Annotated in this window: 21 protein-coding genes and 1 pseudogene; 15 read left to right on the forward strand and 7 right to left on the reverse strand. The window is 65.7% G+C overall.

What is annotated here, in order from left to right; all coding sequences use genetic code 11:
• Window positions 1-853: 853 nt before the first annotated feature.
• Window positions 854-1,606: a hypothetical protein gene (locus tag ACLLJJ_RS21250; RefSeq protein ID WP_434600478.1), complete on the forward strand. Its 753-nt coding sequence runs from the start codon at window positions 854-856 to the stop codon at window positions 1,604-1,606.
• A 60-nt stretch (window positions 1,607-1,666) separates the two neighbouring features.
• Here ACLLJJ_RS21250 and ACLLJJ_RS21255 read toward each other — a convergent pair whose 3' ends face one another.
• Complete coding sequence (locus ACLLJJ_RS21255) at window positions 1,667-3,268, reverse strand: tyrosine-type recombinase/integrase (protein ID WP_434593900.1); 1,602 nt, start codon at window positions 3,266-3,268, stop codon at window positions 1,667-1,669.
• A 5-nt stretch (window positions 3,269-3,273) separates the two neighbouring features.
• The gene (locus ACLLJJ_RS21260; RefSeq protein WP_434593903.1) at window positions 3,274-3,954 is read right to left on the reverse strand and encodes a helix-turn-helix domain-containing protein; all 681 of its coding nucleotides are present in this window, start codon (window positions 3,952-3,954) and stop codon (window positions 3,274-3,276) included.
• Window positions 3,955-4,047: 93 nt separating this feature from the next.
• Here ACLLJJ_RS21260 and ACLLJJ_RS21265 point away from each other — a divergent pair, with 93 nt between their 5' ends.
• From ACLLJJ_RS21265 to ACLLJJ_RS21290, 6 genes are all read left to right on the forward strand, one after another.
• Window positions 4,048-4,278: a hypothetical protein gene (locus ACLLJJ_RS21265; protein ID WP_434593906.1), complete on the forward strand. Its 231-nt coding sequence runs from the start codon at window positions 4,048-4,050 to the stop codon at window positions 4,276-4,278.
• Window positions 4,279-4,514: 236 nt separating this feature from the next.
• The gene (locus ACLLJJ_RS21270; RefSeq protein WP_434593908.1) at window positions 4,515-5,888 is read left to right on the forward strand and encodes a DUF3631 domain-containing protein; all 1,374 of its coding nucleotides are present in this window, start codon (window positions 4,515-4,517) and stop codon (window positions 5,886-5,888) included.
• Window positions 5,889-6,292: 404 nt separating this feature from the next.
• Complete coding sequence (locus ACLLJJ_RS21275; protein ID WP_434593911.1) at window positions 6,293-7,054, forward strand: DUF2637 domain-containing protein; 762 nt, start codon at window positions 6,293-6,295, stop codon at window positions 7,052-7,054.
• A 321-nt stretch (window positions 7,055-7,375) separates the two neighbouring features.
• Window positions 7,376-9,007 (forward strand): ISL3 family transposase, encoded by a 1,632-nt coding sequence (locus tag ACLLJJ_RS21280; protein WP_434593913.1) that lies wholly within the window; start codon window positions 7,376-7,378, stop codon window positions 9,005-9,007.
• A 270-nt stretch (window positions 9,008-9,277) separates the two neighbouring features.
• Window positions 9,278-9,556 (forward strand): plasmid mobilization relaxosome protein MobC, encoded by a 279-nt coding sequence (locus tag ACLLJJ_RS21285; protein ID WP_434600479.1) that lies wholly within the window; start codon window positions 9,278-9,280, stop codon window positions 9,554-9,556.
• Between the two features lie 4 nt (window positions 9,557-9,560).
• Window positions 9,561-11,252: a relaxase/mobilization nuclease domain-containing protein gene (locus tag ACLLJJ_RS21290; protein WP_434593916.1), complete on the forward strand. Its 1,692-nt coding sequence runs from the start codon at window positions 9,561-9,563 to the stop codon at window positions 11,250-11,252.
• A 213-nt stretch (window positions 11,253-11,465) separates the two neighbouring features.
• Here the strand turns inward: ACLLJJ_RS21290 and ACLLJJ_RS21295 are convergent.
• The 5 genes and pseudogenes from ACLLJJ_RS21295 to ACLLJJ_RS21315 all read right to left on the reverse strand — a co-directional run.
• A pseudogene (locus tag ACLLJJ_RS21295) lies at window positions 11,466-11,639 on the reverse strand (DUF397 domain-containing protein); the annotation flags it as partial.
• 89 nt (window positions 11,640-11,728) lie between these two features.
• Window positions 11,729-12,997, reverse strand: a complete 1,269-nt coding sequence (locus ACLLJJ_RS21300) for an IS256 family transposase (protein WP_434600248.1) — start codon at window positions 12,995-12,997, stop codon at window positions 11,729-11,731.
• A gap of 194 nt (window positions 12,998-13,191) precedes the next feature.
• The gene (locus ACLLJJ_RS21305; RefSeq protein ID WP_434593919.1) at window positions 13,192-14,046 is read right to left on the reverse strand and encodes a helix-turn-helix domain-containing protein; all 855 of its coding nucleotides are present in this window, start codon (window positions 14,044-14,046) and stop codon (window positions 13,192-13,194) included.
• Between the two features lie 7 nt (window positions 14,047-14,053).
• Complete coding sequence (locus ACLLJJ_RS21310; protein ID WP_434593922.1) at window positions 14,054-14,575, reverse strand: DUF6879 family protein; 522 nt, start codon at window positions 14,573-14,575, stop codon at window positions 14,054-14,056.
• Window positions 14,535-14,954 (reverse strand): hypothetical protein, encoded by a 420-nt coding sequence (locus ACLLJJ_RS21315; RefSeq protein ID WP_434593925.1) that lies wholly within the window; start codon window positions 14,952-14,954, stop codon window positions 14,535-14,537. The genes ACLLJJ_RS21310 and ACLLJJ_RS21315 overlap by 41 nt, the downstream gene beginning before the upstream one ends.
• Before the next feature lie 352 nt (window positions 14,955-15,306).
• Between ACLLJJ_RS21315 and ACLLJJ_RS21320 the strand changes: the two genes are divergently transcribed.
• The 8 genes from ACLLJJ_RS21320 to ACLLJJ_RS21355 all read left to right on the forward strand — a co-directional run bounded on the left by ACLLJJ_RS21320 (window position 15,307) and on the right by ACLLJJ_RS21355 (window position 21,894).
• Entirely contained in the window at window positions 15,307-15,546 is a 240-nt protein-coding gene (locus ACLLJJ_RS21320) for a hypothetical protein (protein WP_434593927.1), read from the forward strand.
• 180 nt (window positions 15,547-15,726) lie between these two features.
• Entirely contained in the window at window positions 15,727-16,167 is a 441-nt protein-coding gene (locus ACLLJJ_RS21325; protein ID WP_434593929.1) for a glycine-rich domain-containing protein, read from the forward strand.
• Between the two features lie 75 nt (window positions 16,168-16,242).
• A complete protein-coding gene (locus tag ACLLJJ_RS21330; protein WP_434593932.1) occupies window positions 16,243-17,079 on the forward strand; it encodes a protein kinase in 837 nt (278 codons plus the stop codon).
• Between the two features lie 333 nt (window positions 17,080-17,412).
• Window positions 17,413-17,685 (forward strand): hypothetical protein, encoded by a 273-nt coding sequence (locus tag ACLLJJ_RS21335; RefSeq protein ID WP_434593934.1) that lies wholly within the window; start codon window positions 17,413-17,415, stop codon window positions 17,683-17,685.
• Between the two features lie 14 nt (window positions 17,686-17,699).
• Window positions 17,700-18,191: a hypothetical protein gene (locus tag ACLLJJ_RS21340; protein WP_434593936.1), complete on the forward strand. Its 492-nt coding sequence runs from the start codon at window positions 17,700-17,702 to the stop codon at window positions 18,189-18,191.
• 258 nt (window positions 18,192-18,449) lie between these two features.
• A complete protein-coding gene (locus ACLLJJ_RS21345) occupies window positions 18,450-19,625 on the forward strand; it encodes a hypothetical protein (RefSeq protein ID WP_434593938.1) in 1,176 nt (391 codons plus the stop codon).
• A gap of 752 nt (window positions 19,626-20,377) precedes the next feature.
• Window positions 20,378-21,394 carry an ImmA/IrrE family metallo-endopeptidase gene (locus tag ACLLJJ_RS21350; protein ID WP_434593940.1) on the forward strand — a complete coding sequence of 339 codons (1,017 nt, stop codon included), beginning with the start codon at window positions 20,378-20,380 and terminating at the stop codon, window positions 21,392-21,394.
• Window positions 21,394-21,894, forward strand: coding sequence for a DUF4411 family protein (locus ACLLJJ_RS21355; RefSeq protein ID WP_434593943.1), 501 nt, complete (start codon window positions 21,394-21,396; stop codon window positions 21,892-21,894). Before ACLLJJ_RS21350 ends, ACLLJJ_RS21355 begins: the two co-directional genes overlap by 1 nt.
• The last annotated feature ends 41 nt before the right edge of the window (window positions 21,895-21,935 follow it).

Below are 21,935 nucleotides of genomic sequence, written 5' to 3' on the forward strand. Positions count from 1 at the left end.
GCACGTACTCTGATCAGGCGAAACGTCACTCGGCGGCACGACCAAGCACCACGCAGCACGAACGCTCACGGTCTCGTAATGCGTAGGTCTCGGGTTCGAATCCCGAAGGCGGCTCGGATCAACCCCAGGACTCACTCGCCGTGACCTGGGGTTTTTTCATGCCTGGGGTGCGACGAGCCGCGCGGCGGGGATGCCCTGGAAGTGCCTGCGTGAGCCATGCGTGAGCGGACGGGCGCAGAGGAAGCCGAACGCGGTATGCCGGAGGTGGGCAACCAGCGTGATCCGCTGGGTCAACCTGTCGCGGCTAGCGGGTACGATCCGTCCGCAACTCACTGGGAGGCTTCGGTTGCAGGCTTCACGGCCAAGGTGGGTACCTGGTTCAGGGATTCCGGGAGTGGCCGCTACGGGCTTGGGCACCGCTGAGCTTTGAGGAGCATGATCGGCTGCCTGGAAATCCAAAACCGCAGTGCGCGATGACAACTCGCGCAAGGCCATCAGCGGCCTAGGGTGGCGAAGCTGGGCACTTGGAACGCTGAAAGGTGAAGGGGAATTGACGCGTTGTAATTGTGGTCAACAGGTCGGCAAGAATGACACCTTTTGTCGGGCCTGTGGTGTGCGCTCCTCTTTGGTCGGCTCACTGTGTGGAACTCTCAGTCGGCGCGCCGAGCTGACTTTCGAAGCCTTGGCTGCCGAACACCGTAGGGGCTGGCCATCGAGTGAAGTGACGCACACCGAGGAAAATCTCCGGGCCATCGATCGCGCCCATGGAGACCGGGTGGCGATCCATCCGTTCACGAGTGATCAGGAACGCTCGAATGGAGCGGACTGGGAGTGGTGGTTTCACTCTGGGGCCGTGGGGTTCGGCATGCGAGTCCAGGCGAAGCGTGCCAACCGAAAGGGCGGATACGACCTGCGGTACCGGCCCGATGGTGACAGGTACCAGAATGATCTCCTGATTGAGGATGCTGTGAAGACCGGTTGCATTCCAGCCTACGTCTTCTACAACCACCTCAACTGGCCGCAGATTCGACCAGGCAAGCCGTGGCTTGGTTGCGACCATGGCCCCTTCACTGAGGGGCAGTTGGGCTGCACCATAGCGTCGGCCCTGGTCGTTAAGCGGACCCTTCGTGGAGCGCGTGCGAGCTCGCGATACGTAAAGGATCACAGCCGCCCCTGGAACCGCGTCCTTTGTGACGGGAGTGTGTCCGGTGCGCCGAGCCTGGATATCGCTTATAAGAGGGTGCTGAGTCTGCATCAGGCAGCTCTAGTGGAGCTTGAGAGAGAGGTGGAGCCCTCGGACGCTCCGCTGGCAGTGGCTGGGGCTCCGAGCCGATCTGCCATCCCAGGTGGGCCGAGCCAGGTGGATCGCCCTGCACGCAATGGTGAGGAAGGCCGCGGGCGGGCCGATCGCGATAGAACGCGTGGTGCAGCGTCGCTCAGCCCAACCGAACGCGCCCTGCGTGGAGAGCTATGGGAAATGGCAGAGCGTCCGGTGGGTCGGCTTCCGCAGCGTGTACGTGCCATGGTGCGTGGCGCCGAGGGGGTATCGCCCGACGAGCGAGTTGCAGGCGCGGTGCTAGTGAATCTTGGCCCCGCTAGGTCCTGAGGTCTTCCGGGGGCTACGGCAGGCAGTACATCCCCAGGGCAGACGACTTTACGGGTGGCCTTACTTCCTGGGCTTCTTCAACTGGCCCTTCCTTTTCTCCTTGGCCTGGCCCTTCGCCTTTTTGGCAGCCTTCGCGGCCTTGCGGGCGGCCTGCTCGGCCTCGGTCCTGCGTTGGAGGGGAACCAGCTTGGCGGTGGCCTCGGCCGCGTTCTTCCCGACATGGGGGAGGACGCTCTGGTAGATGTCCCGCGTGATGCGGGTATCGCTGTGTCCGAGGGTGTCGGAGACGATCTTGACGTCGATGCCGGCGGCGAGCATGAGCGTGGCCGCTCCATGCCGGAGGTCGTGCAGGCGGATCGGCGGGAGGCCGGAGGCGGCGACGAGTCGTTCGAAGAGGTCGGTCACTTTGCCGGGGTGGAGCCATGAGCCGTCGGCCTGGGTGAAGACCAGGCCGGTGTCCACCCAGGCCGACGCCCACTCCTCGCGATCCGCGTCCTGCTGTTTGCGGTGCCGTTGCAGGACGTGGACGGTGTCGTCGTCGAGCGCGACGACGCGGAAGCCGCTGTCTGTCTTGGGCTCGGATGTCTCGACGTCCCATCCGTCCTGGACGAGTTGGGCGGAGACGGTGAGGGAGTGGATGTCGAGGTTGGTCTCCGACCAGGGCTGGCCGCACGCCTCGCCCCGTCGCAGGCCGCGGAAGGCGATCAGGTGCCACATGGCGTACAGCCGGTGCGTGGCGACGAAGTCGAGGAACGCGCCGGTCTGTTCGGGCGTCCAGACCATGACAGGAGATGGCTTCTCGCCGGTCTGCTGCCACTTGGCTACCCGCTCGTCCGTCCAGACCTGAGCCTTGGGGTTGCGTACGGAGTCGATCTCGACGTGGGCGGCCGGATTGAACGTGATGATCTGCTGCCCGATCGCGTCGTTCAGGGAGGCGCGGAGCGTTGCCTTGATGTGCTGGCGGGTGGAGGGGCCGGTGACGCGCCGGATCGGCGGCATCGCGTCGATCGCCGTTTTCAGTGCTTTGCGGCGGGCGCGGTGCTCCGTTCCCTTCCATGGGACGGTCGCCAACTCGGCGACAGCAGCCTTGCGCTGGGCGTTCTGCTCGACAAGGTCGGCGTTGGCGTCCACGATCGCGGTGAACATTTCGCTGAGGTGGCTGACGCGCAGCCGGTCGAGCCGCCGACCACCGATACGGGGCTTGAGGTGCACGCGGATGTCGGTCTCGTAGCGGTTCAGGCCGGACTTGCGGATTCGCTTGCCCGCCAGCCACCGGTCGAGCCACTCGGCAACGGTCAGGCTGCCGATGAGGTCTTGGCCCGAGTTGAGCCGGCGGCGGGTTTCCTCGACGTCCGGCAGTGGAGCCTTCTCGCTGCTGACTTCCGTCAGCATGGCGGCGATCAGCTCCGTGCCCTCGGGGTCGTCGGTGTCCGTGAGGCCCAGGAGGGCACGGAAGTGGTCAAGGTCGGCCTGGGCTGCCTTGAGGCTGGCGTACCCGCCCCGTGCGAAAGAGCGTCGGCTGCCGTCCTCGCGGGAGGGCAGCTCCTGGCGTATGGAGTACGTGCAGTGATTCCTGCTGTTGCGCCTGGGGCAGGCGACGCCGAGTTCCTTGCCGGTCTTCGAGTCGCGGCAGGAGCAACGGCGGTAGGTGGAGCCCTTCAAAAGTCTTACTCCTCTGTGCTGTTGGAGTCCTCTTCCGGCGGGTCTACGTCGGAGAGTTCAGGGGGCAGGTCCGGTGGTGTGCCGCCGTCTTCCCAAATGAAGGCCCGAGCGACGCGCATCCCCTGCTTCGCGCGTGCGGCCCGCCTTGCGTAGTCGTCCTGGGCGATCAGGGCGTCTTCGCGAGCTGCGGGGTTATTGGCGGTCTGCGCTTTCCACCGCTCGTGCCGCTCACCGCCGAGGGCGGTGAGCGCGGCCCGCTGGTGATTGGCGTGCGCACGGAAGCTGCGCAGCATTCCGGATTCCGTGTCCAGATCGTCCATGGCTTCGCCGGTGAACCAGTGCATGGCGTCCCAGGTCGGCCGGGTGTCCTCCAGCGGCTTTTGCTGGACGCGGTCGACGTATCCGACCGGATAGATGAGGCAGATCGGATACGTGCGGAGGGCTGCCGCCAGGACCATGACGTCGACGAGCGGCAGCGAAGCCCGACGTCCCGACTCCATGTTCGCGATGACGTTGCGGGGGATCGGGTGGCCGATCTCCGCGCAACGGTCGGCCAGGTCCTGTGCGCTCATCCGCAGCTCCTTCCTCCGTCTCCGTACCTCGCCGGCCACGGTCGCCATGACCTGGTCCTCCCATACGGGGACGTCGTCCTCGTTCTCTCCATGGTCGGAATCGCGTTGTGTCATGAAGACACGTTAGCTCGATCATCCTGGATGTAGTGGCCTGGAGACGGACGCGATTGCTGTGTTCGCCGAGGGCTCGTCATGGATGGAGCATGGATGCGCGAGAGCGAGAGCTTCGGGCGGGTGGACGGCATGAGCCGGGAGGAGCTGCTGGCCCTGCCAGTGGCCGTTGACCTGGACACGGGCAACCGGGCGCTGGGGCTGGGGCGGAGCAAGGGGTACGAACTGGCCAAGCGCGGGCAGTATCCGTGCAAGGTGCTCCGGCTGGGCAACGCCTATCGGGTCGTGACCGCCGACCTGCTCAGCCTGCTGGGCCTGGCCGCATGACGCGGTACGCACCTGGCAGAGGGTTCTGCGCTGAGCTGACACAGAAACGCTGGACTGTGCCGGGGCGCGGACGTACTGTCCGTGGTCCCTCGCAGTGGCCGAGCCCCCGCGAGAAATGGGTGAGCCTCCGACGCGCCAACGTCGGAGGCCCTGAACGCCCTGTCGCCCGCAATCCCACGAACGTCCCGCGCGACTCGGGCCTGCATGCCCGAAGCCGCCGGAAGAGGAGCTGCCCCATGCAACCTGCCACACCCGAGCCCCATTCCGCATCTGCCAAGGCTCTTTGGCCGACAGCAGCCATCCCCGGTCAGCCCGGCGCGCATCTGCGTGGCGAGGGAGCTGAGGGCGCGACCGCCGAGCCGGTCCATGCCGCCGAGGAAGAAGCCGCGCCGAGCGAGCTGGAGGCGATACCCGACGCGGAGGCGACGGACGGTTCGGATCTGCTGGACGAACTGCGATCCCAGATAGCGCAGTTCGTGATCCTGCCTTCACCGGAGGCGCTGGACGCGGTCACGCTGTGGGCGGTGGCGACGCATCTGCAGGGCGCGTGGCAGCACGCTCCGCGCCTGGCGGTGGTCGGCCCGGCCAAGCGATGCGGCAAGTCACGGCTGCTGGACGTGCTGGTCGAGACCGTGCACGAGCCGATGCTCACCATCAACACCACGCCTGCGGCGATCTTCCGCTCCATCGCTGAGGAGAACCCACCAACTCTGCTGGTGGACGAGGCGGACACGATCTTCGGCAGCCCGAAGGTCGCGGAGAAGAACGAGGAGATGCGTGGCCTTCTGAACGCAGGCCACCAGCGCAACCGGTGGGTGATCCGGGTCGTCGGCAACGACCACACCCCGCACAAGTTCGCCACCTTCGCCATGGCGGCAATCGCGGGGATCGGCGACCTGCCCGACACGATCATGGACCGGGCGATCGTGATCCGCATGCGTCGCCGGGCAGAGGGCGAGCGAGTCAAGCCGTTCCGCTCCCGCCGGGACACCCCGGCTCTGCACGCCCTGCGTGACCGGATCGCCGCGTGGGCCGGGGCACTGCTGGACGATGCGGCGGCCTTGGAGCCGGAGATGCCGGTAGAAGACCGCGCTGCCGACACCTGGGAGCCCTTGGTGATCGTCGCCGACCTCGCGGGCGGCAGCTGGCCTCGCCGGGCGAGGATCGCGTGCGCGCGGATGGTGGCCGCCGAAGCGGCGGCCGAGGAGGACCACCCCAGCGGGGCGCGCATCCTCGCCGACATCCGACGACTCTTCGCGGGCCGTGGCGAACCCGAGAGCCTCACCACCGAGGAAATCCTCTACCTCCTGCGCCAGGACGTGGAAAGCCCTTGGGCGGAGTGGGGACGCAAGGGACTGGATGCGCGTGATCTCAGCAAGATGCTGCGCGAGTACGACATCAAGTCCGGCAACGTCCGCATCGCTGACGGAACGCAGCGCAAGGGGTACATGCGCAACAAGTTCCTCGACGCCTGGCGGCGTTACTGCCCCACCGTTCATCCAGTGAACGCCCCGCCCGTCCCGTCTCGGGACACCAGGTTTGTCCCGTCTCGGGACACCTCGGCTGTCCCGACAAGGGACATCCGGCCCGCTGGCCGCAGCGGGGGCTGACCCGCTAGCCCCGGTTGCCGTCCTTGCCGTCCTTGCCGTCCCTGCCGTGATCCCACAGGTCAGATGGGGTGCGGGCAAGACGGCAGCCGGGCCCAAGACGGCAACGCGATCATGAATCGCGTGCTGCCAGGCCCCCACTCTGCCGCAGATCCGTCTTGTGCCGTCTCTGACGTTCGTGCCGTACCGCCGCAGGTCACAGCCCCACCAGCCGGGACGGAAGACGCAATGGCTCCGTCCTGGCCCCGGCAGCCAGCCAGCCATGAAAGGGGCTGCCAGCCGCCTCAGACGCTGGCGCCGCCTACCAAGACGGCCATTGGTGGCCACTGCCGTACTCGCGCTGACCTGCGCCTTTAACGGCCAGGACGGCCAAGACGCACCACGCCGAAACCCCAGGAGTATCCCGCTTGTTTGCCCGCATCGCCGCCACACGTGGCGCTGACCTGATTCGCGTCGGCATCGCCCTGCTCGCTGTGTTCGCCTTCGCGCTCTCCTACGACGCCCTGCGGCAGATGGCGGTCGCCATCCACATACGCGGGCTTCTCACCTATGTCTTCCCGCTCGTGATCGACGGATTCATCGCTGTAGGCGTCGGGGCCCTGCTGATGCTCCACACCGCGCCCTGGTACTCCCGGCTGTACGTCTGGTTGCTGGTCGGTGCGGCCACGGTGACGAGCATCTGGGCCAACGCCGTGCACGCAGTCCGCCTCAACCAGCAGGCCCCCCACGGTGATGGCCTCCGGCTCGACGACGTCACCGTCGGCGCCCTGTCCGCCATCGCGCCCCTTGCCCTGGCCGGCGCGGTCCACCTGTACATCGTGGTCCATCAACACCCCAGCGCTCTTCGCCCAGTCAATGTGGCGCAGTGCTCTGCCGACGTGGCTCCGGACGCCACCGAAGCGGCTGACGGTACGCAATCCTCCACCGAGCCACAGGATCGTGAACCCAGTGAAATCTCCTCCGGCCGACTTGCCCTCGCGCGCACCGCGCCACGTGGACGCGAGGGCCGCGCCTCGCGACGCCACATCGAAGCCACCTTCCGGGGCGCGGGCTTGACCATCGGCAGGACAGAGGCGGAGAAGCTAAAGGACATCCTGCAGGAGGAACTCGACGAAGTCGCCTCCCAGCAGCAGCGGGAGCTCGGTACGGCCTCCGTTAGCGCCGCCTGATCTCTGCGTGCGCGCCTTTCCCCGCTTGCTGTAGGCCCCGTGTCGCCGTGCAGCAGGCGGGGGACAGGGGGCGCAGACAGCGAAGCACCCGACCCCAGCACCCTACGGAGAACCGACCATGTACGACCCGCACGACGAACTCCTCATCCCTCAGAAGCCGATGACCACCACACCCGTCTCACGCGCAGCAAGTTGTCGGGTAAGGAGTCCTTACCCGGCCTCCGCCCCATGTCGGCGGCGGCTGAATCCTGGCTCTTCCAAGATTTCCGTGACGCCGGTCATGCTTCCGTACGCCAGTGACGCTCCGTCACAGATAGTGGGATGCTCGATCAGTGTGAGGAGTTGCTGAAGACTGTGTTTCCGCACCTTGGCGGGGTGCTGGTGGAGCAAGTGGTGGCAGAGGGCGGTCTGTTACGGATCGTGGCGAGTGCGGCATCGACGATCTCGGCGTCGTGCCCGGACTGCGCGGTTCTGTCGAGACGTCGGCACAGCGGCTACGAGCGCCGACTCGCCGACGACGCAGTCGGTGGCCGACGGGTGTCCATCACGTTGACCATCCGGCGCCTGTTCTGCGACAACCCTGGCTGCGCGAGAGTGACGTTCGCTGAGCAGGTTGATGGGCTGACCGTGCGTTACGGTCGGCGGACTCCACATCTCACGGGCCTGTTGGGCGTGATCGCGGTGGCCTTGGCCGGCCGCGCAGGTGAGCGCATGGCGGCCCGGCTGCCGACTCCGGTCAGCGACACCACTCTGCTGAGCCTGGCCATGGCCCTGGCCGATCCGTACGCACCGACACCCCGGGTCCTCGGGGTCGATGAATTCGCCACCCGTAAAGGCCACAAGTACGGCACCGTGCTGGTCGACTGCGAGACCCACGCCCCCATCGACCTGCTGGCCGACCGGGAGTCGACGACGTTCGCCGCCTGGCTTACCGACCACCCCGGAGTGGAGATCATCTGCCGCGACCGCGGCGGTGCCTTCGCGGACGGCGCTCGTGCCGGAGCCCCCGACGCCGTCCAAGTCGCCGATTTGTGGCACCTCTGGCACAACCTCGCAGAGGCCGTGAAGGTGCTGGTGAGCAAGCACAGTTCCTGCCTTCGCGAACCGGCCCCCGCTCCGGAGTCGCCCCCTGAAGTCCTGCACCCGCCGCTCTCCCACGCGGGCCGGCTGGCCGAGCGGGTCCAGCAGCACCACACCGCCGTGCACGATCTCCTCGGCCAGGGCCTCAACATCCGGGCCGTCGCCCGCCGCCTGGAGCTGTCCCGCAACACCGTCCGCCGCTATGCCCGCGCCGACACCTGGGAGGAACTGGCCACCGGCCGCTGGCAGAACCTCCCCAGCACCCTGGACCCCTACAAGCCCTACCTCCACCGGCGTTGGAACGAGGGCCACACCAGCGCCGTGAAACTCCACACCGAACTCCGTGAGCAGGGCTTCACCGGCTCCTACTCCGTCGTCCGCGACTACCTCCGCCGCTTCCGCCGCCTGCCCGACGGTGCCCCGCCCCCGACCCGGCCTCCGGGCATTCGCAAGGTCACCGGCTGGATCACCCGAAACCCCGACCGGATGGGCGACGACGACCAGCAGAAACTCAAGGCCATCCTGGCCCGCTGCCCCGAACTCGAAGCCGCCACCGGACACGTCCGCTCCTTCGCCGCGATGATGGCCGTCCGCAGCGCGAGCCGCCTGCCCGAATGGATCACCGCAGCACGAGCGGATACCGCCATCGGCCTCCGCGGCTTCGCCGACGGCCTGCTCACCGACTTCGACGCCGTCGTCCTCGGCCTGAGCACGGAATGGAGTTCGGGCTGCGTCGAGGGCAGAGTCACGGACATCAAGTTCCTCAAGCGCCAGATGGGCGGCAGAGCCGGCCTCCCACTACTCCGCAAGCGCGTCCTGCTCGTGGCCGCCGACCGACGGCAACACAGAGTCACAACTCAGGCAACTCACTGACCGGCTTCACGGAAATCTTGGAAGAGCCACGATTCACCCGTCGCCGACACCCCAGGTGAGGCGGAGGCACCCGGCGCCGAGGCGGCACCGGGTTCGGTCGGCCCGGGGGTGCCAGCCGGGGGAAGGACAAGCGATTCCTCGTCGAACCTGCCGCAGAAGCCTGCGCCGCGTCGTCGACTGCGTGATCGCCAGCTGCGCGAGCGCCGCGTTCATCCCCGCTATAACGACTCCGAGTTCGCCCTCGTCCAGCGGGCTGCCGCCGTGAGCCAGATGGCGCCCGGCGGCTACGTCGCCGAGAGCTCGCTGGCCGCCGCACGCGCCGAAGACCCCACCGCGGCTGTGGCCGACTACCGGGCCACCGTGAAAGCGCTGCTGGCTGCGAACGGGCGGCTCGGCAGCGTCGGCAACAACCTCAACCAGCTCACCGGACACCTGAACAAGGACGGCGACATGCCCGCAGCCGACACCGTCCTGCGGATCCTCCAGCGCGTCGAGGCATCCGTGGCAGCCCTGGATACTGCCGTCGCCCGGGTGATGGAGGGGCGGTGACCCGGTGATACCCAAGGTCATCCTCGGCCAGGGCAGCACGCGTGGCCTGGTCCGCTACCTCTTCGGCAAGGGACAGGCGAACGAGCACGTTGATCCGCACCTGGTGGGCTCCTGGAACGACTTCGCCCCCGACCCCGGCCGCAGTCCGCACCGCGATCCCAAGGATGTGGAGAAGCAGCTCGCTGCGCAGCTCGACCAGCCGGTGCGGATGCTGGGAGACCGCGCGCCGGAAACCACCTTCTGGCACTGCCCCGTCCGCGCCGCACCCGAAGACCCGATCCTCACCGACGCCCAGTGGGCGGACATCGCCCGCAGGGTCGTGGCCGCCGCCGGCATCGCGCCCGACGGCGACGAGGAAGCGTGCCGGTGGGTGGCCGTGCGCCACGCGGACGACCACATCCACATCGCCGCCACCCTGGTACGCCAGGATGGCCGCCGCCCCCAGCGCAACCACGACAAACGGGCCGTCCAGAAGGAAGCCCGCCAGATCGAAGCCGACTACGAGCTACGCCGGTTGAAAGCGGGCGACGGCACCGCCGCCAAGCGCCCGACCAGCAAGGAACACTTCAAGGCCAAACGCCTGGGCCAGGACAGCACCGCCCGCGAAGTGCTGCGCACCCGTGTACGCCGGGCAGTCGCTGCCGCGGACAGCGAGGCGGAGTTCTTCGTCCTGTTGGAAGCAACCGGCGTCACCGTGCGCCTCAAGCTCGCGCCCTCCGGCGATGCACTCGGCTGCAACTTCGCCCTACCCGGCAACGTCAACGAGAACGGCGAGCCCGTCTGGTCCGCCGGATCCACCCTCGCCCCCGATCTCTCGCTACCCGAGATCCGTGAACGCCTCACCACCACCAACCCTGGACCGCCCGCCGCTCGGCCGGGCAACCCGTGGCACCAAGCCACCGCCGCCACCGAACGCATCCCCCGCCACCTCACCGCCCCCGACGACCACGCCGCCCAGGGACATCTGGTCGTGCTCGGCGAGACCCTGGACCTGCTGCCCCTCACCGCACCCCACGCAGCCAGGGCCGACCTGCAAGAGGCCACCTCTGCTTTCGAGCGCGCCACCCGATCCCGCATCACCGCCGACCTCGACAGCACCCGCGTCCTGCGCCGCAGCGTCCAGGCGATTCTGCGCGACCGCCCCCAGGACAAGGACGGTGCCGGATTCGCGATGCTCCTGGACGCCGCGCTCACCGCGGTGGCCTTCGCGGCCCACTGGCACCGCACCCGCCGGCACGCCCAACAGGAAGCGGCAGCCCAGCAGGCTCTCCTCCACCTGCATGCCGCCTACGGGCAGATCGCCGAGCCGGTCCTCGCCGGCCTCGCGCGACGCGCCCCGGCCCAGCAGACGCAGAACCGCCTGGCCCACCATCTCCGTCAGGCCGCACCGGAATACGCCGAGCGGATCCTCAACGACCCCGCCTGGGACGCACTCGCCACCGTCCTCGCCGAAGCAGAGACAGCAGGACACAACGCGGCCACTGTCCTCGACCAAGTGATGGGCCAGCGCACGCTGGACGACGCCCACAACCCCGCCCGAGCCCTGACCTGGCGCATCCGCCGGCTCAGCCAGCGCCACACCCCCAGCCCTCGCGCCGAGGCAGCCAAGGCCCGCAGCACCGCCCAACGCCCGGCCCCCCTGACCCACCGGGCAGCAGCCGCCCCGCCGCTACCTCGTCCGCGCCGATCGCGCTGACCGCAAAACCGGACTTGTTCATCGGTTGAAGGCCGCTCGGTTCAACCGTTGAACGGCCGCTCACTTCAACGGTTGAACAGCGGTTGCGCCGTCTACACCTTGATCGGCAGGTGGTGCAGCCGACCTCTGGCACTGCCCAGCTCTCAGCGACGGGTGGCATCTGGTCGTCGTCGCAAGCGATCTTGGCGCCTCTGGCCGGTGCTACAGGGGCCCTCAGCGATGCGTCTCTGCGCTAACGCCAGCGGGGGACTCGCAGCATGAGTGGTGAGCCTGCAAGCAGAACCCCACGAACGCGGCCCAGGCAGTCGGCCCGACACTCACGTGGCCGCCGTCACGATTCTTCGAATCTCGAATCATGATCGACTCCGGGCAGTTGTCGGCCACTTCAACGCAGGTCTCGGTGCTTGTGTGGGTCTATCAGGATTCAGGTGTGGTTCGTCTGTTTGGCCTACAGGTTTTTCGGTGGGCTGTTCGGTCTACACCCGTCCGGCGGTGAGGCGGCCGTCGAAGAGGACGTCGAACTCGTTCAACGCCGACTTCCAGCGGTTGTTCCAGCGCTGGCGGCCGCGGCCGGTGGGGTCCAGGGCGAGGGTGGCGAGGTAGAGGCGCTTGAGGGCGGCGGTCTCGTTGGGGAAGTGTCCGCAGGCCTGGGCCGCGCGCCGGTAGCGGGCGTTGAGGGACTCGATCGCGTTGGTGGTGTAGACGACCTGCCGGATGGCGTCGGGAAGGCCGAGGAAGGGCACGAACTCGCTCCAGGCCCGCTCCCAGGTCCCGGCGATCGAGGGGTAGCGCTTGCCCCACTTGTCGTCGAAGTCCGTCAGCCGTGTCCGGGCCTCGTCCTCGTTGACGGCGGTGTAGACGGGCTTGAGGTCGCGGGCGACTTCGGCCCAGTCGCGGCGCGAGGCATAACGCAGGCTGGCACGCAGGAGGTGCACCACGCAGGTCTGGACCACGGTCTGGGGCCAGACTGCGTTCACTGCGTCAGGCAGGGCGCTGAGCCCGTCGCAGACCAGCATCAGCACGTCACGGACGCCTCTGTTCTTGATCTCGGTCAGCACCGTCTGCCAGTATTTGGCGCCCTCGCCGCCGTCCCCGGCCCACAGCCCGAGGATCTCGCGATAGCCGTCGGCGGTGACCGCGACGGCCACGTAGATGGGCCGGTTGGCGACAGAGCCGTCCCGGATCTTCACGTGCACGGCGTCGATGAAGATGACCGGGTAGACCGAGTCCAGCGGCCTCGTGCGCCACTCTGCCATCGATTCCAGGGCCTTGTCGGTGATCGTGGAGATGGTCTCCTTTGTCGTCGTCATCCCGTACGTCTGGGCGAGATGGGAGACGATTTCACCGGAGGTCAGTCCCTTCGCGGTCAGCGAGAGCACCAGGTCGTCCAACGCGCCGGTGCGGCGGGCGTACTTGGGCAGCATCCGGGGCTGGAAGGTACCCAGCCGGTCTCTGGGGACCTGCACCGTGACAGCACCGACCTCCGTCATCACCTTCTTGGCCCGGTACCCGTTACGGGTGTTGCCACCCGAGCGCGACCCGCGTCCACCGACCCGGCCGGCCTCCACGGCCAGATGCTCGTCCATCTCGGCTTCCAGAGCGGACTGCATCAGGTGCTGGGCCAGCTCCGGCAACAGGCCGCCCTCGCCCATCAGCCGCAGTCCCCCGCCGCGGACCTTCTCGGCCGCGAGCGCGGCCAGCTCCTCCAGCAGCTCGCTGGACAGACCGTTGTGCGATACCGGCATCGACTTCACGTCGGCACCCTGAGCGCCATCGCCGACCTCGGCAAGTGACACGCCGTCGACGCCCTCGATCAGGTGATCAGTCGTCGTACTCATCAGGCTCACTCCTTCGGGGAGACCCACACCTGATTCATGACACTCCCGCTTGTGTACGAGCTGGTGTGCCAGTTCGGTTCGGCTTTCATGGCGGCGGCCTCCTAGTCGGCGGGCATGCGGTCGAAGTGGCTGATCGCGGCGGAGATGATCTCCCGGGCGGTGGCTCCGTAGACCGCGGATTGCTGCAGGAGTGCGAAGGCCCTGGCGTACAGCTCGACTTCCCTGGGCTGGGAGACGGACATCTCCGCGGAGAATGTCTCGACGAGTACGAGCCGGTCGTCGAACATGGAGAAGGAGTGGCCGAGCCAGATGTCCGTAGGCGCTGCCTTCGGGACGATGCCCACGCTGACGCGCGCGAGCCCCATGAGCGCGATCAGCCGGTCGAGCTGCGATCTCATCACCGCCGGGCCGCCGACGTTGGAGTACAGCGCTTGCTCTCCTAAAAGGACGTTGTAGATCCGGGTTCCTTCGTACAGGTACCTCTGTCGCTCCAGGCGCTTGGCGACTGCGGCTTCGGTGTCGTTGGGGAACTCGTAGAACCGAACGGCCTGGCGGAAGATCTCGCCGGCGTAGTCAGCGGTCTGGAACGTGCCCCAGATGGCGTTGGGGTGCCAGATCCGGAACACCTTGGTCCGCGCGTAGATCGGCAGCGCCTTCTTCTGCCGGGAGGCGGCTCCGGTCTGGAGCTGTCGGCGCCACTCCAACCACAGCTCATCGATATGGCGCAGGGTGGCAATGAGGTCGTCGATCTGTTCCGCCTGCCTGGTCGCACCGCACCAGGCCCTAACGTCGTCCTCGCTGGCGTTCTGCTTGCCGTGCTCGATGCGCGAGACCTTCGACTCGTGCCAGCCGAGTACACCGGCGAATGCCCGGCCGCTGGCGTATCCGGCGTCTCGCCGGAAGTTACGCAGCCGAGCGCCCAGTGCCTCGCGCGTCTCCTGTGCTTGATTGCTCACGGACGGATCAGGGCTTGTACTCGCGGTGTGGTGTGGCAGCGGCCCATAGGAGGTCTCGTACGCGAACGCACTCCGCCACGATGCCGGGGTCCTCGACCAGCTCCGAGCCCAGCACCCGTCCCGTCTCGTCGAAGTGCCCCACGGCCAGCGTCTTGTCGTCGAACAGCCACCAGTCGTTACCACCTACGGGGAACACCAGGTGCCCGGGGACCTGGTGCCGAGGAAGCCATCGGATGTCCTCGCCGGCCTCTACGTTGACCGCTGTGGTGGCGTACTCCCACTGGATGTACCGCGTGTGCGGCTCGCTCACGACGCGCACGCGCCTAACCGACTTCCCCTCACTCGTAACCCGCCTGATCATGTTCGTCCACGGCGCCATGTAGGCGTGGTCGACCACTCCGCGAAGCCAGTCCGCGAACGGGCCGTCCTCGTCGGGCACGGAGTAGTCGTCCCTCATCTCCAAGTGGAAGGCGTCCTGCGCGAAGCTCTCAAAGAGCTGGTTGCGCTCGGCGCCGGAGATCAGCTCCACGCGGTTCCTCCAGTAGGGCCCTGATCGCGGCCTTGGGGACCTCGACCACGGTCTCGTAGTCCGGGATGTCCATGTGCGCCAGGGCTTCGGAGTCGGTCACCACCGCACCCTGGACGACGAACGTACCGCTCGGGGTGAGGATCATGATCGGATCCGCGATACGCCTGATCTCCCCGGCGGGGAGATCGTCCTTCTCCAGGTGCTCGAAGAGCTCTGTGGGGACCTCTACGGCCGTCTGCCCCTCGGGGATGGTGAGTTGCGCCAGCAGGTCGTTCGCGTAGACCTGCCAGCCCTGGACGAGGTAGGTGTCTCGGTCGGTTGAGTAGAGCGTGGGGCAGTCCCCCACGTTGGAGTTCTTACCAAGGAACCGTAGCTTCATGGTCGTTCTCCCGTCTGGTGCCTTGCGCCACCTTGCGCGACAACTCGATAGTCAGCCTGCCATTTGAGCCCGTCAATGAAGGTGCTGCAAACTGATGCAAGTTCCTTGGGAGTTGAGTTCCGGCGCAGCTACGTTCGTTGCAGATCGCAGCAAGCGATGGCAGGCAACGAACCGGGCATGGATCGGGGAGCGGACATGATGACGCTCGCGGTGTACCGAGTGGATGGCCGAGGACACCACCATGTGGTGAGGCGCGAACGAGAAGTCGCGCCGGCCGAGACTCCTGAAACCACCAGCAGTTGGCCTCCCTGTCGATGCCCCAGATGCGGCGACGTAAGGCTGGTGGCATTGGATGAGCGGCCCTCACACGATCATCGAGCGCAAGACATGGACCCTGCAGCCGGACCGAGAGCCTGACTCACAACCCGTGACCCACGCCATGAGATGCGTGGTGTGCGGCGAGAAGTCCGACGACAGCGGCGAGTGGGAGGCTCCCCAGACCTGGGCCCTGGGGCACGCCGGCCGCAACCCGATGCACCTCACGTTCTCCGAGGTCATCACCAGACCGTGGAAGGCATGGATGCAGCCGTGAAGCGGCGCATCCCACTCGACCGGATTGCGGACCACGCCTTCCTCTTCATGATCGCCGCTTCTGTCGGCCTGTACCTGGCCGGCGCCTCCGCCCTGCGGCACTGAGACCGGCTCCGCCTGAGCGGTGTCCCCCGTGGCGCTCAGGCGGGGCCCACAACCCCCCAGTCCTGGAGGCACGCACATGTCAGTAACCGTGAACGAACTCCGTACGGGCCGCTCCCTGGTCGCCGACGATCTCTTCGAGAGCATCGTGCGCATGGTCATGCACGAGAAGGGGCGCGAGCGGAGCTTCGCCGAGCAGGTGACGGACCAGGCGGTCGCGTTCATCGCCACGGCCGCCGTCGCGACCGTCCCCATGGTGCCCAGCGACGACGTGGATGAGGGCCTGCACGCCTTCATCCTCCACACGCCTGACCACCACGCTTTCTGCACCGAGCACGCGGGCCGCTTCCTGCACCACAACGCGCGCCCCGGCGTCCCGCGAAAGGTCGAGGACGTCACCGCATCCGCCCACGCAATGAAGGCAGCCGGGTACCTCGTCCTCGACGAGCGCTGGACCGTGAACGGCGAGAACGCCGCCCAGTGCGACTCGGACTGCGGCCGACCGTACGGTCAGGCGTAATTCTCAGCTGGAAACCGTGCGGCCGGCGCCCGACAAAGAGGGGTCGGCCGCACCCTCATCGAAGGACCACATCCCGTGCCGGACCCCACCTCGGAACTCCCCGCCGTGATCCTGGAGGCCCTCAGCCCCACCTCTCAACGGCGGATCCTGAACCGGCGAGGCTCCGCGGTGTGGGACGTCGAGACCGGGACCGGCAGATACGCGGTCAAGCTCGGATACCCCATCGCGCAGACCTCCGAGTGGCCGGCCCAGCCGTGGACCGCCCTTGCACCCGGCCGCGAGGGCGCCGTGTTCCAGCGGCTGGACGTGGACGGAATCGCCTACGGCGAATGGGAGCTGGGCACCTGGAACATCCAGCCCTGGCACGAAGGCCCCGACCTCTACGCGCTCTGGGAACCATGCCGGGCCAAGGACTCCACGATCGAGCCGTACGCGAGCGTCGCCCTGTCCTGTGCCCAGTCCCTGGCCCGACTTCACGCGCAAGGATGGGCCCACGGGGACGTCCAGCCCGCCCACTTCGTCATCGGCCCGGACGACACGCACCTAATCGACCTGGCACTGGCACACGGGCAACCCCTGCCCCCCGGCTACGACTTCCCGTACCGCGGATGCCTCGTCCACTACGAAGCACCAGAGATCTCCCGCAGCATCCTCGAACGCGGAGTCGCGGAACCCACCCCGGCGGCCGACGTCTACGCGCTGGGGGCTTCGCTCTTCATCTCCGCGACAGGATGGCGCGCAGTCGAATATCCCGACGACGCCTCGCGCACGGAGCAGAGGTGCGCCATCGTGAACGGCGCACACCGGCCCGTGAACATGGCAAGCCGGCTCGGAGCGTTGATTGAGCACATGCTTTCCTACGATGCCGATGGCCGGCCGAGAATCGACGAAGTAGTTCTAGCCCTGAGCTGATCGACAACGACGAAAGAACTCGCGCCTCAGGCCGGGGCTCGATTAGTTCCGCCGCGTTCACCCACGCCGGGCAACAACTCGCCGCAGCCGCTCACATGGGCACCCTGGAACGCGGCATCCGTGACGTCCTCGCCCACCACGTGATCTTCCACTGGAACCGGCTCGGCCTTCCCGGCCGAACCCAGGGCACTGATCACCCGCGCTGCCCGCGACACCGTCATGAATTCCAGCGACGCTGTAGCGGACGGTCTCCGATGAACGACGCCTACGACCGCATGCGCACCGCCCACCACCGCGCCCCGCACCCACTTCGCCGCCGTCCCGGACACTGCCGTGCCGGAGGCGTGGGGCTGGCGCGGCCGAACCCTCGGCCAGGCCGTCGCCATGCCGCAGGGCCCTGCCTGGCTGCGGCTGGCGTGTGCGGCGCACGGCGACATCGCATCAACCTTCTGGAACGGCGCCCTCGCCGCCGCCGACGCCGTCTCGACGACCATCCCGCGCCCCGGCTGCAAGCTCACCACGATTTCACCGACAGCCGTTGAGCGTACCGGGCAGAGCTGTACGAAGAGGCCGACGGCGACCAGGTGGCACATGGGCCGGTACTGACCGCTGATCCTGGCTTGCCGGGAAGTTGGTGGGCCGAACTCCGCGCGGCCGTCGAAGACCTCGAACGCGTCCGCACGCGGCGGTTCACGACCCAGCAGCGCTATCTCGACTCGGCGATGCCGCGCTTTATCGGTCCACCGAGTACCGCCACGGCGCCGTCGTGGACCACGGCCCACGGCGACCTCCACTGGGCCAACCTTTACGGGCCCGGACTCCAGATCGGCGACTGGGAGGGCTGGGGCCGGGCACCGACCGGGTACGACGCGGCCGTCCTGCACACCTACAGCCTGCTCGTGCCGACCGTCGCCGCCCGCATCCGCGACGCCTTCCCCATCCTCGTCACCCCAGAAGGACGCTTCGCGGAACTCGCCGTGGTCACACAGACGCTGCACGCCACCGCCAACGGCGACCACCTCCCACTCGCCGGCGCGCTACGAGACCGTGCCACCCACCTGCTCGGTCGCTCGATCCCCGCCCCCGAGCTCACCGCGAATGCCAAAGGGTGAACTGCGGCAAGTGACGTTGAGTCCCGGGCCGACGCCGTGCTCTCCGTCACCTCGCCGCAAGTGGGAGCCCGCATGGCCTCTCCGGGATCCTTGACGTCATGCACCCTGAGGCTTCTACGCCGGTCACGGCTGACCAGGACATCTCACCAAGATCCTGTTACGAGCTCTTAGGAGATTTTGCCTTTCTAGGTATTTCTACTGCAACAACCTGGTAGACCTGCCCCACGATCCCAAAAGTGCGTCAGGGCGAGAGGTTCGATGAAAGCCGAAGACTGGGAAGAAGCTGTCAGCGCACTGCTCCTCTGGTGCATCTTTACACCCGCCATGCTCTATATGGTTATTAAAATCCTCTGCCGTCACGCCGTCCTTGCCGAATCGTGGCGCTCCCCCAAAATTATCCCTTTCCTGCCTTTCAGTATCAGGTTGAACGCAACCCGGCCAAAGCGAGAGGCCAGGAAGGTGGCGGCCTTGTCGCGATATTGCGGCCGCGTCACCGAAAGCAGAATTTCGCAACTAGAATCGGCCTACAGTGCGTCCGAATTAGCTGAACGCTGGTTTCTGCGTAACATTATACTAATGTTCACCGCTTTTACTTCTGGGGTGGTTGTACTATTTTTGGGATTTCGGGGACTCGACCCTGAGCTAGCCAAATCTTATAAGGTTACTCCAGAGACTACCCCGTATCTAGCCGCAGGATTCTCCGCAAACATCATGCTTGCCGTTGCGGCTATTAACTACAGGAGGTGGGAGAAGATACTGAGCGATCGCGCCAGCGACTTAAAGGCAATTAGATCGTGCTTCGCGGCACTAACGGCCTGCGAAGCTCTCATTCGCGGCCATGGCAGTATTCTTGCAGTGGAGAAGCGAGTTGGGGAGATTAGCCACAATATTGCACGTTTTCCTGTGGCTAATGTATCTCTCTCAACCGATGCGCGACTCCCCACTGTCCTCGCACATATTTCGGCGGTCCAGAAAGAACTGAAGCGCAGCTCAGGGGAAGTTCTTCGAGGAGGTGTCGCTCAGAGCCTCGGTTTGGTAGTGACGCTGTCGACGCTACTGGATCGCCTGATAGCCGAACGCTGGCTAAATCTTTTGGACATTGACGATTCCGCAGAAACGGTAGCCGGGCTGGACACTCAAGATGACATTCGGCGTGACCGTCGAGACACCTGGATCGTGATGAGCGGTTCGCTTGTAGCAGCCATCGTACTCGGGTCTGTAATTGCTGTTGGTATGCCGCTGGCTGTAGGAGCGCCCGCAGCGCTAGTATTCTTGCTGGGGCCCGCAGTTCTGTGGGGAAGCCGCAGGCTCGGAGCATCACCAAAGGGCCTACTTGAAGCAGTCGAAACTTCACTTTCCGAATCCCCGCAAGCGAATCCTCCCATGGCGCCGCAGCAGCCTGCGGTATCCAGTAATGGAAATCTAGTGCCTTAGGTGAACCGCATTCCAAGTGTGGTGATGCCAGCGCATGGTCAGTCGGCGTGCCACCTCGTCTCTCGGTCCGATTCTTGGGAAACTATGCCCTGCCCCGGTTTTTCTGTGGTGACGGAGCGCCACTCCGTCAGCGACTGATCGGCCCGCGTGGGCGGAGTTGACCTATTCCAACTTTGCCCTGCAGGGTTGGAAAGGGCGCTGGGGCAGGGCCGTGGGGGCTACAGCGTGGCCATTGTCGGGCAGGTGAGGCGGTTGAACGACAGGGATGGCTACGGAAGCCGTCTCGGGACAGCAGTAACTATGCACGGGTGGGGGGATCTCCCCTGTGCGGACGGCCACGGCTTCGCGCTCATGGTGGGGAACGATAAGGGAGCCGAGTTTAGAGGCGTCGTCTTCCCCCGTACGCCTTCGTAGATCCGCCCGAAGCCGGCGCTCAGGTCACCACCGCCTGCACCACCGCGATCTACCCTTGGGCACGCCGTCTCAGCCGCATGCTTCGTGCAACTTCCGGGAAGGGAAGAAGTTACATAAGTAACTGTTCCGTGACTGGCAGTGTGGTTCGCCTGCGTCACTCAGGCGCCTAACCTAAGGTCGAGGGGGAGGTGAGTTGTGTGGTCGTCCGTGTCCGAGTGGAACCTGCCCTCTTGCGCTGGGCTGTAGAGCGGGCTGGATGGTCCGAGGAGACAATCGCTCAGCGTGCTCCGCGTCTTGACGAATGGCTCGCCGACAGCAATCGGCCGACGCTTAAGCAGTTGGAGCAGTTCGCTCACGCAGCGCACGCACCATTTGGGCTTTTGTTCCTGCCTGAACCACCGGAGGAACCGGTACCCATCCCCGACATGCGCACCTTGGGCAATCGTGCCATCACTCGTCCGTCTGTTGATCTCCTTGATACCATTTATTCCTGCCAATCCAGGCAAGATTGGTACCGCAGTTACGCCGTCAATCATGGATTGCCCGATCTTGAATTCGTGGGTTCTGCCGATATTTCTGATGCCCCTAATGGCGTGGCTGCACAAATTCGGTCAATGTTGCATTTCGAACTTTCGGAGCGCACTGCGTTTGACTCTTGGGAAGACGCCCTGCGGAAATTGATCGACCGCATAGAGAACGTCGGCGTCCTGGTGATGGTTAGCGGAATCGTTGGTTCTGACACTCACCGCAAGTTGCAACCCGAGGAGTTTCGCGGATTCGCTCTTGTCGAGCCGAATGCACCGTTGATCTTCGTTAACGGTGCAGACACGAAGGCGGCCCAGATCTTCACTATGATCCATGAGCTTGCTCACGTCTGGCTTGGTGAAAGTGCCCTGTCTGATGCAGCTATGGCGCGACGGACTAACAACGACGCTGAACTTTGGTGCAACCGCGTTTCCGCGGAAGTCCTTGTCCCCCTGGTCGCCATCCGCAGTGAATACCGGGGCGATCCGACAACTGCTGAACTGGAACGGTTGGCACGAAAGTACCGTGTCAGCACCCTAGTAATTCTCAAACGACTCTACGATGCTCGCTTCTTTGATTGGGTCGGATATCAGAGAATCTACGAGACAGAACTCCATCGGGTCACTGCAGCAATGAACGCACGGCGAGGCGAGTCAGGGGGTGGCAACTACTATTTCACCCAGCCCATACGGCTAAGCCGGCAGTTCGCGCGCGCAGTTATCGCGGACACCTTCGAAGGAAGGACTCCATATCGGGATGCGTACCACCTGCTGGGCACGAAGAAGCATCAGACGTTCCAAAACCTGGTCGCGGAAATCGGAGCTGCCTGATGTTCCTAGTCGATTCCAACGTACTCATCGAGGCTAAGAACCGCTACTACGCATTCGACATAGCACCGGGATTCTGGGCATGGCTTGACCATGCTTACGCCAACTCCATAGCCTGCAGCATTGAGCCTGTCCGTGACGAGCTAATTGGGGGAGGTGATGAACTTGCCACTTGGGCGCGGAGCCATCAAGAATTTTTCCGTCCAATCGATGCCGCGACTATCACACATTTCACTCCATTGACGCGCTGGACGAACTCGCGTAATTATACGGCTGCCGCGATCACCGAATTCCTTACCAACACGGCTGACTTCTATCTCGTGGCCTACGCGAGAGCCCATGATCATACGCTTGTGACTCACGAGCAGCCACGCCCGGATTCCCGTAAACGCGTTCTCATTCCTGATGCCTGCGACGCTATGGGTGTGACCTACGCCAACACCTTTTCCATGTTGCGAAGCACGAGAGCCCGTTTTGACTTCCAATTTCCCACAGCTGCGTAGCTGTGGTGCTCAGGTTGAACTCGTAGTGTCCGTCTGGGTGA

This window comes from Streptomyces sp. A5-4 (assembly GCF_051131715.1).
Lineage (GTDB): Bacteria > Actinomycetota > Actinomycetes > Streptomycetales > Streptomycetaceae > Streptomyces.